This is a genomic window from Asaccharospora irregularis DSM 2635 (assembly GCF_900129815.1).
Lineage (GTDB): Bacteria > Bacillota > Clostridia > Peptostreptococcales > Peptostreptococcaceae > Asaccharospora > Asaccharospora irregularis.
In genome coordinates, this window is sequence record NZ_FQWX01000002.1 from 15,570 (window position 1) to 30,843 (window position 15,274).

Below are 15,274 nucleotides of genomic sequence, written 5' to 3' on the forward strand. Positions count from 1 at the left end.
AATGTTAAAAAACAAAACTATTGTACTCGGTGTAAGTGGAGGAATAGCTGCATACAAAGCTTGTGATGTTGTCAGTAAGTTAAAAAAACTAGGAGCCAATGTACATGTAATAATGACTAAGTCGTCTGTTGAGTTTGTCTCACCATTGACATTTCAATCATTGAGTCAAAACTATGTAGTTTCTGATATGTTTGAGGAGCCTAGAACATGGGAAGTAGAACATATATCTTTGGCAAAAAAAGCAGACCTATTTTTAATAGTTCCTGCAACTGCTAATGTAATAGGAAAAATAGCAAATGGTATATCAGATGACATGCTTACTACTACAGTTATGGCGACAAAAGCACCAATTCTAATAGCTCCAGCTATGAATACTAATATGTATGAAAATCCTATAGTTCAGAGAAATATAGAGAACCTAAAAGGTTTAGGATATAGGTTTATTGAACCAGATAGCGGAAGGCTTGCATGTGGTGATACAGGTAAGGGTAAGCTTAGTACCCCAGAAGTAATAGTGGATGAGGTAGTGAGTTTACTTACAAAAAATCAAGACTTAAAGGGAAAAAATATAATAATAACAGCAGGGCCAACTTTGGAAAAGATTGATCCGGTAAGATATTTGACAAATAGATCATCTGGAAAAATGGGTTATGCTATAGCAGGAGAGGCCGTAAAAAGAGGTGCAAATGTAACATTGGTATCAGGACCTACAAAATTAAACCCACCTCAAAACCTTAAAAAGTTTATACAAATAGAATCTGCTCAGGAAATGTATGAAGCTGTTGTAAGAAATCTAGAAGAAAACCAAGTTATAATAAAGAGTGCGGCAGTAGCGGATTATAAGCCTAAAGACTATAGTGACAAAAAAATCAAAAAAAGTGATGATGATTTAGTTATAAGATTAGATAGAAACAAGGATATTGCATATGAAATAGGAAAACTTAAAGAGAATAGAATATTAGTTGGATTTGCAGCAGAGACCAATGACCTTATAGAAAATGCCAAGGGTAAGATTAAACGTAAAAACTTAGATTTTATCGTGGCGAATGATCTAACTCAAGAAGGTGCAGGATTTGGTGTAGATACTAATATTATAAAAACTATAGATGCACAAGGTAATATAACAGAATATCCTAAAATGAAAAAAGAAGAAGTAGCCAATGTTATATTAGATAAAATTAAAGTACTACTAGATAAATAAGCATCTATATTAATAGATGCTTATATTTTTAAATGAAGCAATTTTAAAGAGGTTATAATATGGAAAAATATGCACAGTTGGTAGTAAGGAGTAAGTCTGTAAGTATAGATGATTTGTTTACATACAAAATTCCTGAGTTTTTATTGTGTGATTTAAAAGTAGGGCATAGAGTTTTAGTCCCCTTTGGTCAAGGAAATAAACCCACAGAAGGTTTTGTATTTGAGATAAATGACAAATCCAAATTAGAGGATGGAAAACTAAAACAAATTATAGATATACTAGATGAAAATCCTATGCTTAGAGTTGAAGATTTAGAGTTAATAAATTGGATGAGAAATAGATATTTGTGCACTTATATGGATTGTATAAATCTAATGTATCCTAAGGGGTACAAATTAAATAGTTATAGAATAATAAATTTAGGCGATAGTTTAAGAAGTTTAAGTGACACAGATTTGTATATAGAATTAGAAAAACTAAATAATTCTCAAAAAGAAGTAGTAGAAAAAGTTATAAATAGTAAAGGTAGACTTAAGGTTGATAATTTAGAATCTATATGTAAAAACACTAATGAGATATACAAGATGAATAAGGAAAAACTTATTGATTTAAGTTGGGCTTATGAAAGCAAAAAAAATGAAAAAAAGATATGTTATGTATCATTAAGTATGAGTAAAGAAAAAATTGATGATTATATAGTAGAAAATAAAATAAGAGTTACAGAGCTTCAGAGAAACATACTAAACTTTTTAGAAAATAATGATGATGTTGAGATAAATGATTTATTGGATTTATTAAGTGTTCACAGACAAAGTATAACATCACTTCAAAAGAAAAAATTGGTTACACTAGAATTTAAAGATTACTATAGACAGCCAGAACATATTTTTACACAACAAAGCAAAAAAGTTAAATTAAATGAAGAACAGATTAGTGCAGTGCAAAAAATAACGTCAGAAATGTTCAATGACGATAAGAAACCCTATATGATAAATGGAGTAACTGGAAGTGGTAAGACGGAAGTTTATATGGAAATAATAGAATATGCTCTAGAACAGGGTTTGGATAGTATATTTTTGGTTCCTGAAATATCACTTACCCCTCAGGTAATAGATAGATTAAAAAATAGATTTGGAAGTATTGTAGGTGTATTCCATAGTAAACTTTCTGAAGGTCAAAGACACGATGTATATAGAGCTGTTAGAGAAGGAAGAGTAAGGATACTAATAGGTCCTAGATCAGCACTGTTTGCACCTTTTAACTCATTGGGAGTAATAATAATAGATGAGTTTCATGAGGGATCTTATAAATCAGAACAAAATCCTAAGTTTAGCACCATAGAAGTTGCTAAGTTTATTGGGTTAAAAAACAAAGTATCTGTAGTATTGGGATCTGCAACACCATCAGTAGACGAATATTACAGGGCTAAATCAGGGCAGTACAACCTTATAAATATAAGGCAGAGGGCAAATAAAAAGCCGCTTCCTAAAATAGAAGTTGTTGACATGAAAAAAGAACTGACTAATGGGAATAAAAGTATATTTAGTTTTAGACTTCAAGAAGAAATTAAGAGAACTGTAGAAAGTGGTAATCAGGTTATTTTATTTTTAAATAGAAGAGGTTATGCAAACTTTGTATCATGTAGAAGCTGTGGTTTTTTATTTCAATGTGAAAATTGCGATATATCTTTGACTTATCACAAGGAAAGCAACACAGGTAGATGTCATTACTGCGGATATGAAGTGAAAATTCCTAAAAAATGTCCGGAATGTGATAGTGAATACCTAAAACCTTTTGGAGTAGGAACTCAAAAAATAGAAGAAGAGCTACAAGGGATATTCCCAAATGTTAATATTTTAAGAGTAGACAAAGATAATACATCTAAAAAAGGATCATTGGAAGAAATTCTAAATAAATTTGAGAGTGGAGAGGCTCAGATTTTAATAGGAACTCAAATGATTAGCAAGGGACTTGATTTTGCTAATGTTACGTTGGTAGGGATTTTATCAGCTGATATGATGTTAAACTTTCCGGATTTTAAAAGTTTTGAAAGTACATTTCAATTAGTCACACAGGTTTCAGGAAGGGCTGGAAGAGCTGAAAAAGAAGGAAATGTCATACTTCAGACCTATGATACAAACCATTATGCAATCAGGCGAGCTATAAACTATGATTTTGATGGGTTTTATGAAGATGAGATAAAAATAAGAAAAGCATTTGGATATACCCCATTTAACAATATGTTGAGTGTTGTTATAAGTGGAAAAAACGAGAAAACAGTCATAGAATCTGCAAAAAATATGTACAATTCAATTGTTTATTTATTAGAAAATAGAGGTATAAATAACTTTGACTTTATACTAGGACCAAACCCATGTTCAATATCAAAAATAGATAAAAACTACAGATGGCAGCTTTTGTTTAAGGATGATAATATTGAAATTAATTTATTAAAGGGTATAATAAAATATATATGTATAACGAAAAGAGAAGTTGTATTTAGAAAGGGAGTTAATATATCTATTGATATTAACCCAAACAGTGTATTATAAATTTAGGAGGAAATAAAATGGCGTTAAGACAAATAGTCCAAATAGGAGAACCTGTATTAAGAAAAAAATCAAAAAAGGTCGAAAAAATAGATAAAAAAATAATACAATTATTAGACGATATGGCAGATACAATGTATGATGCTGATGGAGTTGGACTTGCTGCACCTCAAGTTGGAATATTAAAGAGAGTAGTAGTAATAGATATAGGAGAGGGTCTTATAGAACTTATAAACCCAGAAATAATAGAAACCTCTGGAGAACAAACAGATTCAGAAGGGTGCTTAAGTGTAGTAGGTAGATCTGGTGAAGTAACAAGACCATATCTAGTAAAGGTGAGAGCGTTAAATAGAGAAGGTCAGGTTATAGAAATAGAAGGTGAAGATCTTTTAGCTAGAGCATTTTGTCATGAAATAGATCATTTAGAAGGCATACTGTTTGTGGACAAAATTGAAGATTAATAGGAGTTGATTAAATGAAGATAGTATTTATGGGAACTCCAGATATAGCTGTTCCATGCTTACAAAAGATAATAGATGAGGGGCATGAGGTTATAGGAGTTGTAACTCAACCTGATAAACCAAAAGGGAGAGGAAAAAAATTAGGTATGTCACCTGTAAAAGAGCTTGCTCTAAAGTACGATATACCTGTTTATCAACCAATAAGAGCTAGGGATGATGAATTTGTACAAACTTTAAAACATCTAAATCCGGAGTTGATAGTTGTGGTTGCATTTGGGCAGATACTTCCAAAAGCAATACTTGATATACCGAAGCTAGGGTGCATAAATGTGCATGTTTCATTGCTTCCTAAGTATAGAGGTGCCGCCCCTATAAACTGGGTCATAATAAATGGAGAACAAAAAACTGGAGTAACTACTATGTATATGGATGAAGGTCTAGATACTGGAGATATGATTTTAAAATCAGAGGTTGATCTTGATGATAATATAACGGCTGGAGAACTGCATGATAAAATGATGGAAATAGGAGCAGATACTTTAAAACAAACAATGGATTTGATAGAAAAAGGGTGTGCACCAAGAGAGCCTCAAAATCATGATGAGTTTTCATATGCACCGATAATGAATAAATCTTTGGGGAATATAAAATGGAATAATAGTGCAAAAGAAATACACAACCTAGTTAGAGGTGTAAATCCATGGCCAAGTGCTTATACTATATATAATGGAGATACAATGAAGATTTGGAAAACTGAAGTATTAGGTGAAAGAAGTGATAAGACACCGGGAACTATACTTAAGGTTGACAAAGATGGTATAAGAATAAGTACTGAGGACAACATTATACTAGTCAAAGAGATACAAATGCCAGGTAAAAAGAGGGTATTAGTATCTGAATATATAAAAGGAAACACTATAGAATCCGGTGCGATTTTAGGATAAATATGATAGATATAAAAAAGTATCTTAGTGTAGTGGCTATTTTACTAGTCACAATTATACTAGGGGTATTTGCTACTAACATATTTATAACTAGCTTGACGCAATTATTTTCACTATTAATAAACATTTTAGCAGAACTATTAATAACTATAATAATATTTTCAACTATAATTACCTACAATGTAGTTGTAGATAAAAAAGTTAATAAAAGCTTGATGAAGGTAAACTTTAAAATAGTAAACTTCATGTTTCCTATTATAATAGCGATATCATCCTTGGTAAATATACCTCGTGATGGAATAAGAAGAATATATATAAAATTAAATAATATATATATATACAACAATAAATATAACTTAGACCCAGAGGATATACTAATTCTTATACCGCACTGCATACAAAAAAGTAACTGTAAGTTCAGAGTAACTAGCAATATAGATAATTGCGCAAGGTGTGGATTATGCAACATATGTGAATTAGTAGGGTTAAAAGAAAAAAGAGGGGTAAATGTATTTGTAGCAACGGGAGGTACATTGGCGAGAAAAATTATAATAGACAATAGGCCAAAAGCAGTGATTGCAATAGCATGCGAGAGAGATTTGACATCTGGAGTTCAGGAAGTAAGCAATATCCCTGTTTTAGGTGTATTTAACAAAAGACCCAATGGACCTTGCGTAGACACAAATCTAGATATAAACGAAGTTGAGGATGCAATAAATTTCTTCACATCAAAATAAGTTTACAAGGCTAGTCTCAAGTAAAGATAATGTTACACTGAAGTGGATGAGTGAACATTGATTTAACAATTGAAACGAATTTTAAGAGGAGGCTTTTAATATGTATCCATATAATCCTTATTGGGGATTTGATCCCACAATGTATATACTTCTACCAGCAATAATTTTTGCGATGTATGCTCAGTTTAAAGTGAGCTCTACAACAAATAGATATTTAAGAGTAAATACCAGTAGAGGCTATACTGGAGAGAGAACAGCTAGAACAATATTAGATTCAAATGGACTTTATGATGTTCGTATAGGAGTGGTTAGAGGACATCTAACAGATCACTATGATCCTAGAAACAAGACACTTAGATTATCAGAGGATGTGTACTACGGCACGTCAGTTACATCTGTTGCTGTAGCAGCACATGAGTGTGGCCACGCAATACAACATGCAAGAGGGTACGCTCCTCTTAGCATAAGAAACAATATGGTTCCAGTAGTGAACTTTGCATCTAATATTTCATGGATATTTATATTGATGGGATTTATTATGACAGGTCCATTTTTGAAGTTAGGAATAATACTGTTTTCAGCATCTGTATTATTTCAGATAATAACCTTGCCAGTTGAGTTTAATGCATCTAGAAGGGCATTGGTACAACTTGGTGATTTAGGAATAGTAGATGGAATGGAAGTTCGTAAGAGCAGAAAAGTACTTATAGCAGCAGCTCTTACTTATGTTGCAGCTGCATTAAGTTCAATACTTCAATTAGTTAGATTAGTATTAATATCAAATAGACGTAACGATTAGAGGAAGTGTCCTAGTATTTCTAGGACTATTTCTGTTTAATTAACTATATAGTAAAAATAAGGAGAACATATATGAGAGCTAGAGAAATAGGATTTAAGGTACTGTATGACATAGAAAAAAACAATAATTACTCTAATATATCTATAAATAAGCATTTTAAAGATTTAGACATCAAAGATATAGATAGGGGACTTGCAACAGAACTGATATATGGGGTAATAGAAAATAAATATTATTTAGATTATATTATAAATAAACTTTCTAAAATAAAGACAAAAAAGATGTCTGCATATGTTAAAATTCTCTTAAGAATGGGTATTTACCAAATCCTATTTTTAGACAGTGTTTCAGATTATGCAGCAGTAAACGAGACTGTAAATTTAGTCAAAAAATACGACAAGAGGTCATCAGGGTTTGTAAACGCTATTCTTAGAAATGTAATAAGAGGAAAAGACAACATAAAAACTATAGAAGAAAAGGACAAGCTAAAATATCTATCTATAAAATACTCGTATAATCCTTGGATAATAAAAAACTGCATTGAGAAATTTGGTATAGAATTTACAGAGGATTTATTAGAGGCAAATAGCGAAAAACCGAGTATTTATATAAGAGTAAACACACTAAAAATCGATAGAGATACTCTTATGAAACAATTAGAAGATCTAGATGTAAAATGTTATAAGGTGTCTGGTATAGAAGAAGCTATAAGGGTTGAAAACCTAAAAAATATAGAAAATAACAAGCTATTCAAGGAAGGATTATTTACTATTCAAGATATAAGTTCTATGTTAGTAGGAAAGGTAATTAATCCAAGTGAAAATTCTAAAGTTATAGATGTATGCAGTGCTCCAGGAGGGAAAAGCACGCATATAGCGACTTTAATGAAGAATACAGGGAATGTAGTATCTAGAGATATATTTGAACATAAATTAAAGCTTATAAAGTCTAGTGTGGATAGACTTGGTTTAAAAAATATTGAAGTTGAAAAATTTGATGCAACTAGATTAGACAATAACAGTATAGAAAAATTTGACTATGTACTAGCAGATGTTCCTTGTTCTGGGATGGGTATAATTAGAAGAAAACCGGAAATAAAATACAAAGAAGAAAAAGAAATAAAAGATATAACAATTATACAGAAAAAAATCTTAGACAATGCATCTAGATATGTTAAAATAGGGGGAATAATAGTATATAGTACATGTACTATTTTCGACACTGAGAATATAGATATAGTTAAAAAATTTATTGAAGAAAACGAAAATTTTGAACTTGTAAAAATAGACGAGGTTAATGTAGATTTAGAAAATCAGGAAAAAGGATATTTAAAAATATACCCAAATATCCATGGGATGGACGGTTTCTTTATAGCAAAATTAAAAAGAATAAGGTAGTGATAATATGGAGACTAAAAAAGTAGCATTAAAAAACTTTACAGAAGAGCAATTAAAAGAGTTTATGAAGACTATAGGGGAAAAATCTTTTAGGGGAAGTCAAGTTTTCACGTGGATATATAAGGGAGCAAAAAGTTTTGACGATATGAACAATATTCCCAAGAGTTTAAGAGAAAAATTAGAAAAAGTATCCTACATAGGAAATATTGATATAGAATTAAAATTGGAGTCTAAGGTAGATGGTACAAAAAAATATTTGTTTTTATTAAACGATGGAAATATAATAGAAACTGTAATGATGAATTATGATAGCAGAGTTACGGTATGTGTTTCAAATCAAGTGGGTTGTAGAATGGGATGTAAATTTTGTGCATCTACAATAGATGGACTGCTTAGAAACCTGGAACCATGGGAAATTCTAGATCAGGTTATTAAAATTCAAGAAGATACTGGTAAAAGGGTGTCGAATATTGTTTTAATGGGTAGTGGTGAGCCTCTAGATAATTTTGAGAATACTAAACAGTTCTTGAAAATTATAAACGAAAAAAATGGTCTAAATATAGGGTATAGACATATAACTTTATCGACATGTGGTATAGTACCTAAAATATATGAGTTGGCAGACTTAGAAATACCTATAAACTTAGCACTATCCCTTCACTCACCTTATGATGAAGGAAGAAAAGAGATAATGCCGGTTGCAAATGCATATTCAATAAAAGATATATTGGATGCATGTAGATATTATATAAAAAAGACTAACAGAAGGGTAACATTTGAGTATTCCCTAATAAAAGGGGTAAATGACTCAGAAAATGAAGCGGCCTCATTAGCTAAATTATTAAAGGGAATGTTATGCCATGTAAATTTAATACCTATAAATGCAGTAGAAGAGCGAGAATATGAAAAGCCAGATAAATCTTTTATCTATAAATTTAGAGATAGTTTAGAGAAAAATAATATACCTGCAACAGTAAGAATATCTATGGGTTCTGATATTAGTGGAGCTTGTGGACAGTTAAGAAGAAAATATAAGTAATGTTAAGGGGGAAGTCGTATGATTTATAGTTGTGCCTCCCATATAGGAAAAATAAGAAAGAATAATGAAGATTACTGCAAAGGAGAAGTTATAGAGCTAGAAACCGGTTCTATAGGTATATTTGCTATTGCAGATGGAATGGGTGGTCATAAAAAAGGTGAAGTAGCAAGTAAGCTATCAGTTGAGAATATAATATGTTTTTTGAAAGAGAATTTATTGCAAAATAATAGCATAAAGATAGATTATATAGATGATATACTAAAACAAGCTTATAATAATGTTAATTCTATTGTTTACAATAAATCCCTGGATAGTGAAGAATTTGAGGGAATGGGAACAACATTAACTACGGCTATAGTCTACAAAGACAATTTATACGTGGCTAATGTTGGGGACAGCAGGTGCTATTTATTGGATAACGATAGATTTGACAAAATAACTATAGATCATTCTCTTGTTGAAGAACTTGTAAGAGCGAATGTAATAACAGAAGAGGAAGCAAGAATTCATCCCCGTAGAAATCATATAACTAGAGCTATGGGAACGGAAGAAATGGTTTTAGTAGATATATTCAAGTGCAAGTTAAAAAAAGAAGATACGATACTTCTCGCGACAGATGGATTGACAGGATTTGTTGAAGATAAACAAATAAAAGATATAATATTAAATGGTGAGGATATAGACACTATAAGCAAAAACTTAATAAATATAGCCAATGACATTTCTGGGAAGGATAATGTTTCGGTTATACTAATAAAAGCATAACTAGGATGGTGGTAAAGTGGGAGATACAATTTTAGGAAATAGATATGAGATCATCAATAAAGTTGGTGATGGAGGGATGGCCTTTGTCTATAAGGCTAAAGATAGATTATTAAATAGGACTGTTGCTGTAAAAGTGCTTAGACCAGAGTTTGTTGATGATGAAGAATTTCTAATGAAGTTTAAGAGAGAAGCCGAAGCAGTAGCAAGTCTTTCACATCCTAACATAGTTAATGTATACGACGTTGGGGAAGATGGAAAAGTCCATTATATAGTAATGGAATATATAGACGGACAAAATTTAAAAGAAATAATAAATGATGAAGGTACGTTGGATGAATATACTGCTCTTGATATAACCAAGCAGATAGCAAGAGCTCTTGGGGCTGCCCATAAAAAGGGTATTATACATAGGGATATAAAGCCTCATAATATACTTATATCAAATGAGGGAAGAGCAGTAAAGGTAGCGGATTTCGGGATAGCTAAAGCAGTCTCAAATTCTACAATGACTAGCATTGGCAGTATAATTGGTTCTGTTCACTATTTTTCTCCAGAACAGGCCAAGGGGAAATTTGTCTCCAGCAATGCAGATCTTTATTCTTTAGGTATAGTTTTATATGAAATGCTTATAGGCAAGGTTCCTTTTAGAGGAGATAGCCCTATATCTATAGCATTACAACACATTAATGATCCTATAGAATTTACCTCAGAAGAAAAGGTAAATATACCTCAAAGTGTTAGAACTATAATAAAAAAACTAACAGAAAAGTCTAGTCCTGATAGATATCAAAATGCTGATGAGCTAATTGAGGATATAGAATATATAGAAAAAAATATAGATTTAGATTTTATAAAAGAGTATGATAATTTTGCTACTAAAAAGGTGGATGAAAATAAAATAAATAAGGCAATAAGGCCAACACCAATAGCAGATTTAGATGATGAGGATGAATTTATGGATCAACGAAGAGAAACCAAACCTAAGAAAAAACAGAACAAAGCTAAAAAGAATTCAAAAAAACAAGATAATCCTAAAACAAGAAGAAGGCTAAAGATTGCAGCTTTAGTATTGATTATGATTTTAGCTGCCCAAGTATTTGTTTTCTATAAGCTGTTTTCTTCAAATGGACTGTTCTCTAAGAACAAAGGGGTATTCCAGGCACCTAATATAGTGAACATGAGTTTAGATGATGCTCAAGAAGAACTAGAGAAATATGGATTGACACTCAAGGTAAGAAGGGAAGAGTACGATAGCAGTGTAGAAAGAGATCATATAATATCACAAACACCGGTAGAAGGAACAGAGGTTGAGGAAGGCGATATTATAACTGTAGTAGTGAGCAAGGGTGGAAATACTACTCATGTACCTAATGTAATAGGAGTGTCTTTAAGTGAGGCAAAGAGGATGTTATCAGATAACAATCTTAAAGTAGGAGATACAAAGTATGAATACAATGCTGTATACAAAGAAGGTGTAGTGTTAAGTCAAAGCCCTACTCCAGGGGCATCTAATATTCAGGAAGGTGAAAAAATAAATCTTGTTGTAAGCAAAGGTCCAGAACAAGTTAAATCGCCAGAAAATATTGATACTGAAAGACCGAATACTGAAGAACCTAACAGCACTACAAAACCAGGAAGTGGAACAAATACAGGTAGTGGATCGAACTCTGGCAACACAACTAATCCAGGAGGAACAAACTCAGGGGGAGGAACAAAACCAGGAAGTGGAACAAAACCAGGAAGTGGAACAAAACCAGGTGGCGGAACTAACTCAGGAGGAGGATCAAGCTCCGGAGGTGGAAATAATGATTCAGAAGGAAACAATTCTGGCGGAAATACAGGGGAACCTACAACTCCTGAAGTAGAACCTGAAGATTAATATTTTTAGTATTAGATGAATAGACAAGTGAATAAAAAGCATAGTTATTAGAAAATAATATATGTTATAATTGAAGCTATCTCAAAATAAAAATTGATTTTTTAATAGAGATAGCTTCTTTTAGGTAAACAATTTGTAAAAATATAGATTCTTGGATTAAAAGATGTTACATTTTTATAAAATAGGATAAAATAATAATGCTATTTTTAGCATTAAGGAGGAAATAAATGGTAGACGGAAAGATTATAAAAGGAATAGGTGGATTTTATTATGTAGATACAGATTCTGAAATCTACGAGTGTAGGGCTAGGGGAATATTTAGAAAGCAAAAAATAACGCCGTTGGTCGGAGATTTAGTTAGTATTAGTGTGGTCGATGAGGAAAATAAAAAGGGCGTGGTAGAGGAAATACATGATAGAAAAACAGAACTTATAAGACCACCTATAGCAAACGTAGATAAAGTTTTGATTGTATTTGCTATAAAAAATCCCAAGCTTCATTTATCCCTTTTAGATAGATTTATTGTACTTGCTGAAAAAGAGAATTTAGAAATAGTAATTGTGCTTACAAAGGCTGATTTAGATGATGAGAATAGCTTAGAAAAGATAAAGGGCATATATGAAAGTAGTGGATATAAGGTAATACCTGTAAGTAATAAAACGAAATTAAACATAGACAAAATAAAAGAAGAGTTAAAAAATAACGTAGTAGTTTTTGCAGGTCCGTCAGGAGTAGGCAAATCTAGCTTGCTAAATGAAATAGATGAAAACTTTAAGCTTCAAATTGGAGAAGTAAGTGATAAAATAAAAAGAGGAAAACACACAACTCGTCATGCTGAACTTTTAAAATTAGAATGTGGTGGTGTCGTGGCAGATACCCCTGGATTTAGTTCACTTACATTAGATGATGTAGAAGAAAGTGAACTTAAGGATTATTTTATAGAGTTTGAGAATTTTGATGGATGTAGATTTGGTTCTAAATGTGTACATGAAAATGAACCGAATTGTAGTGTTAAAGAGGCTGTAGAAAAAGGTGAAATATCTAAGGAAAGATATGAAAGCTATATACAGTTATTAAATGAAGTTAGACAAAATAATAGGAGGTACTAAAAATGATGAAATTAGCCCCATCGATATTATCGGCGGATTTCGCTAGATTGTTAGAGGATGTAAGGAAGGTAGAAAAGGCAGGATGTGAATACTTGCACATAGATGTAATGGATGGTCATTTTGTTCCTAATATAACTATAGGCCCATTAGTAGTTAAAAATTTAAAAAAAGAAAATATCAATATGGTGTTTGACGCTCATCTTATGATAGAAAATCCAGATAGCTATATACCTGCATTTGCAGAAGCTGGATGCGATATAATAACTGTACACCAAGAAGCGTGTACACACTTACATAGAACTATACAAAATATAAAATCACACAATATGAAAGCTGGTGTAGTACTAAACCCGGCGACACCCGTTGAAACTTTAAAGTATATAATACAAGATTTGGATATGGTTCTTATAATGTCCGTTAACCCTGGATTTGGTGGACAAAGTTTTATAGAACCTATGATAGAAAAAATAAAGGAAGTTAAGCAATTAATAGATAGTAGAAACTTAAAGGTAGATATACAAGTTGATGGAGGAATAAATCCTAAAAACGTGGCCAAAGTAGTACAAGCCGGTGCAAACATAGTAGTGGCAGGGTCTGCAATATTCAATAGTGATAATATAGAAGAAACAGTAGCCTTATTTAGAAAGAACGCCTATTTATAACGCTTGATTGATATGAAGATATGCATAGTTTTAAATGGTGAAGTAGAAAATTATACTAAAATAAGAGATTTTATCACTAAAGAAGATTACGATTATATAATATGTGCAGATGGAGGGGCCAATCATACATATTATATGGAGATAACACCGGACTATATAATAGGAGATTTGGACTCAGTTGATGAAAAACTAGTATCATATTATAAAAATACAGGCGTTAAATTTGAAAAATTTCCTGCTAAAAAGGATGAAACAGACACAGAATTATGTATTTACTTAGCTAGAGACTTAAAGGCGACTAGAATCGATTTTATAGCGGCTCTGGGAGGTAGAATAGACCATACTATCACAAATATTAATTTACTTTACTATCTAAAGGAAATGGATATAATACCGAGAATAATCTCTGAAAAAGAAGAGATGTATATAGCCGTAAATGAGGAGATTACTATATCAGGAAATGTAGGGGATATTGTTTCTGTTATAGCTATAAATGGTGATGCAGATGGAGTAACTCTTAAAAATTTAGAGTATCCTCTAGATAATTACTACATGAAATACGGTGTTCCTATAGGTATGTCAAATGTAATGTTATCTAATGAGTGCAAAGTAAAAGTAAAAAAAGGGAATTTAATAATAATCAAGAATATATAAAAGGAAGAGTATAAAATATGAAAGCGACAAAAGATGGTATATGCCATCTTTTTGTCATACACGGGTAATATATATTTGAAGGGGAAGGTTAACATGAATAATAAAAATAAGCAAGTAGCTGTTATATATAAGAGTAAATACGGCAGTACTAAGCGATATGCGGGATGGATAGCAATTAAACTAGATGCTGACTTATATGAAGTGTCAGATATAAGAGATAAAGATTTAAAATCGTACAAAACAATAATATACGGCGGGCCATTGTGTGCAGGCAAAATAAAAGGAATAAATATTATAAACAAAAACTACGATAAAATAAAAAATAAAAAAATTATAATTTTTGCAGTTGGGTTGGCATCAGAAAAGAAAGAAGTTATAGAGAAAATACTAGAAAATAATTTTAGTGAAGAAATAAGACAAAATGTACAACTGTTTTATCTAAGGGGGGCATTTAATTATGACGAATTAGGTTTGGTAGATAAGGTTATGATGAATATGATGAAGAAAGTATTTCTCAATAAAAAGGAAGAGGAATTAGATGATGATGCCAGGGGAATGTTAGATGCATTTAAAAATCCAGTTGACTTTACAGAAAAGAGTCTAGTTAGCGATATAGTGGATGCTGCTTACTAAAGATAATATAAAAAAATTTGTAAAAAATATTTAGGACAGGTCTAAATATATATTATTTTGCATAAATTTAAAGTGTATAGAGGGTACCGAGAGGTTATATTCATATACAGTAGGGGGTGTTTTATGCGAAACCAATCACAAGTATTATTAGGGGTACTATGTGTAGCAAGCGGAATAGCGCTTATCTTGTCTATAGTATTGCCTAATTGGATTTGGTCGAGTTTAATAGCACTACTTCTTATTGGTTGTGGGGTATTATTATTTTTATAAGAAATATATAAAAATGCAATCACTAGTAAGCTATTGGGGGGATGAATTATGAAGATGGTAACAATAAAATTACCAAAGTGGGTTTCTAACATAGTTTTACGTTTTATGAGAAAAAACAAATGATATCTCAAAGAATAAAAGCCTACTTTCGGAAGTAGGCTTTTAAAAAATAATA

Annotated in this window: 15 protein-coding genes; all 15 read left to right on the forward strand. The window is 31.5% G+C overall.

Going from position 1 to position 15,274, the window contains the following annotated elements; genetic code table 11:
* Nucleotide 1 precedes the first annotated feature (1 nt).
* The 15 genes from coaBC to BUB34_RS01135 all read left to right on the forward strand — a co-directional run bounded on the left by coaBC (nt 2) and on the right by BUB34_RS01135 (nt 15,099).
* Nucleotides 2-1,201 carry a bifunctional phosphopantothenoylcysteine decarboxylase/phosphopantothenate--cysteine ligase CoaBC gene (coaBC, locus tag BUB34_RS01065; RefSeq protein ID WP_073123385.1) on the forward strand — a complete coding sequence of 400 codons (1,200 nt, stop codon included), beginning with the start codon at nt 2-4 and terminating at the stop codon, nt 1,199-1,201.
* 59 nt (nt 1,202-1,260) lie between these two features.
* Nucleotides 1,261-3,753, forward strand: a complete 2,493-nt coding sequence (priA, locus tag BUB34_RS01070; protein ID WP_073123386.1) for a primosomal protein N' — start codon at nt 1,261-1,263, stop codon at nt 3,751-3,753.
* A gap of 17 nt (nt 3,754-3,770) precedes the next feature.
* Complete coding sequence (gene def / locus BUB34_RS01075) at nt 3,771-4,211, forward strand: peptide deformylase (protein WP_073123388.1); 441 nt, start codon at nt 3,771-3,773, stop codon at nt 4,209-4,211.
* A 14-nt stretch (nt 4,212-4,225) separates the two neighbouring features.
* On the forward strand, nt 4,226-5,155 hold the full coding sequence (gene fmt / locus BUB34_RS01080) for a methionyl-tRNA formyltransferase (RefSeq protein ID WP_073123389.1): 930 nt from the start codon (nt 4,226-4,228) through the stop codon (nt 5,153-5,155).
* A 2-nt stretch (nt 5,156-5,157) separates the two neighbouring features.
* Nucleotides 5,158-5,892: a DUF116 domain-containing protein gene (locus BUB34_RS01085; protein WP_073123390.1), complete on the forward strand. Its 735-nt coding sequence runs from the start codon at nt 5,158-5,160 to the stop codon at nt 5,890-5,892.
* A 100-nt stretch (nt 5,893-5,992) separates the two neighbouring features.
* A complete protein-coding gene (locus BUB34_RS01090) occupies nt 5,993-6,691 on the forward strand; it encodes a zinc metallopeptidase (RefSeq protein WP_073123392.1) in 699 nt (232 codons plus the stop codon).
* 71 nt (nt 6,692-6,762) lie between these two features.
* A complete protein-coding gene (gene rsmB, locus BUB34_RS01095; protein ID WP_073123393.1) occupies nt 6,763-8,088 on the forward strand; it encodes a 16S rRNA (cytosine(967)-C(5))-methyltransferase RsmB in 1,326 nt (441 codons plus the stop codon).
* A 7-nt stretch (nt 8,089-8,095) separates the two neighbouring features.
* Entirely contained in the window at nt 8,096-9,127 is a 1,032-nt protein-coding gene (gene rlmN, locus BUB34_RS01100) for a 23S rRNA (adenine(2503)-C(2))-methyltransferase RlmN (RefSeq protein WP_073123395.1), read from the forward strand.
* A gap of 18 nt (nt 9,128-9,145) precedes the next feature.
* Nucleotides 9,146-9,892, forward strand: coding sequence for a Stp1/IreP family PP2C-type Ser/Thr phosphatase (locus BUB34_RS01105; RefSeq protein ID WP_073123396.1), 747 nt, complete (start codon nt 9,146-9,148; stop codon nt 9,890-9,892).
* 16 nt (nt 9,893-9,908) lie between these two features.
* The gene (pknB, locus tag BUB34_RS01110) at nt 9,909-11,771 is read left to right on the forward strand and encodes a Stk1 family PASTA domain-containing Ser/Thr kinase (RefSeq protein ID WP_073123397.1); all 1,863 of its coding nucleotides are present in this window, start codon (nt 9,909-9,911) and stop codon (nt 11,769-11,771) included.
* 227 nt (nt 11,772-11,998) lie between these two features.
* Nucleotides 11,999-12,880: a ribosome small subunit-dependent GTPase A gene (gene rsgA / locus BUB34_RS01115; RefSeq protein WP_073123399.1), complete on the forward strand. Its 882-nt coding sequence runs from the start codon at nt 11,999-12,001 to the stop codon at nt 12,878-12,880.
* A 2-nt stretch (nt 12,881-12,882) separates the two neighbouring features.
* Complete coding sequence (rpe, locus tag BUB34_RS01120; protein ID WP_073123401.1) at nt 12,883-13,542, forward strand: ribulose-phosphate 3-epimerase; 660 nt, start codon at nt 12,883-12,885, stop codon at nt 13,540-13,542.
* 12 nt (nt 13,543-13,554) lie between these two features.
* Entirely contained in the window at nt 13,555-14,196 is a 642-nt protein-coding gene (locus BUB34_RS01125; RefSeq protein WP_073123402.1) for a thiamine diphosphokinase, read from the forward strand.
* Between the two features lie 93 nt (nt 14,197-14,289).
* Nucleotides 14,290-14,829: a flavodoxin domain-containing protein gene (locus BUB34_RS01130; protein ID WP_073123403.1), complete on the forward strand. Its 540-nt coding sequence runs from the start codon at nt 14,290-14,292 to the stop codon at nt 14,827-14,829.
* A 123-nt stretch (nt 14,830-14,952) separates the two neighbouring features.
* Nucleotides 14,953-15,099 carry a 2-oxoglutarate translocator gene (locus tag BUB34_RS01135; RefSeq protein ID WP_073123405.1) on the forward strand — a complete coding sequence of 49 codons (147 nt, stop codon included), beginning with the start codon at nt 14,953-14,955 and terminating at the stop codon, nt 15,097-15,099.
* The last annotated feature ends 175 nt before the right edge of the window (nt 15,100-15,274 follow it).

Coding starts and splice junctions, on each gene's coding strand:
- coaBC (WP_073123385.1), top strand. CDS start 2: ATGTTAAAAAACAAAACTATTGTACTCGGTGTAAGTGGAGGAATAGCT.
- priA (WP_073123386.1), top strand. CDS start 1,261: ATGGAAAAATATGCACAGTTGGTAGTAAGGAGTAAGTCTGTAAGTATA.
- def (WP_073123388.1), top strand. CDS start 3,771: ATGGCGTTAAGACAAATAGTCCAAATAGGAGAACCTGTATTAAGAAAA.
- fmt (WP_073123389.1), top strand. CDS start 4,226: ATGAAGATAGTATTTATGGGAACTCCAGATATAGCTGTTCCATGCTTA.
- BUB34_RS01085 (WP_073123390.1), top strand. CDS start 5,158: ATGATAGATATAAAAAAGTATCTTAGTGTAGTGGCTATTTTACTAGTC.
- BUB34_RS01090 (WP_073123392.1), top strand. CDS start 5,993: ATGTATCCATATAATCCTTATTGGGGATTTGATCCCACAATGTATATA.
- rsmB (WP_073123393.1), top strand. CDS start 6,763: ATGAGAGCTAGAGAAATAGGATTTAAGGTACTGTATGACATAGAAAAA.
- rlmN (WP_073123395.1), top strand. CDS start 8,096: ATGGAGACTAAAAAAGTAGCATTAAAAAACTTTACAGAAGAGCAATTA.
- BUB34_RS01105 (WP_073123396.1), top strand. CDS start 9,146: ATGATTTATAGTTGTGCCTCCCATATAGGAAAAATAAGAAAGAATAAT.
- rsgA (WP_073123399.1), top strand. CDS start 11,999: ATGGTAGACGGAAAGATTATAAAAGGAATAGGTGGATTTTATTATGTA.
- rpe (WP_073123401.1), top strand. CDS start 12,883: ATGATGAAATTAGCCCCATCGATATTATCGGCGGATTTCGCTAGATTG.
- BUB34_RS01125 (WP_073123402.1), top strand. CDS start 13,555: ATGAAGATATGCATAGTTTTAAATGGTGAAGTAGAAAATTATACTAAA.
- BUB34_RS01130 (WP_073123403.1), top strand. CDS start 14,290: ATGAATAATAAAAATAAGCAAGTAGCTGTTATATATAAGAGTAAATAC.
- BUB34_RS01135 (WP_073123405.1), top strand. CDS start 14,953: ATGCGAAACCAATCACAAGTATTATTAGGGGTACTATGTGTAGCAAGC.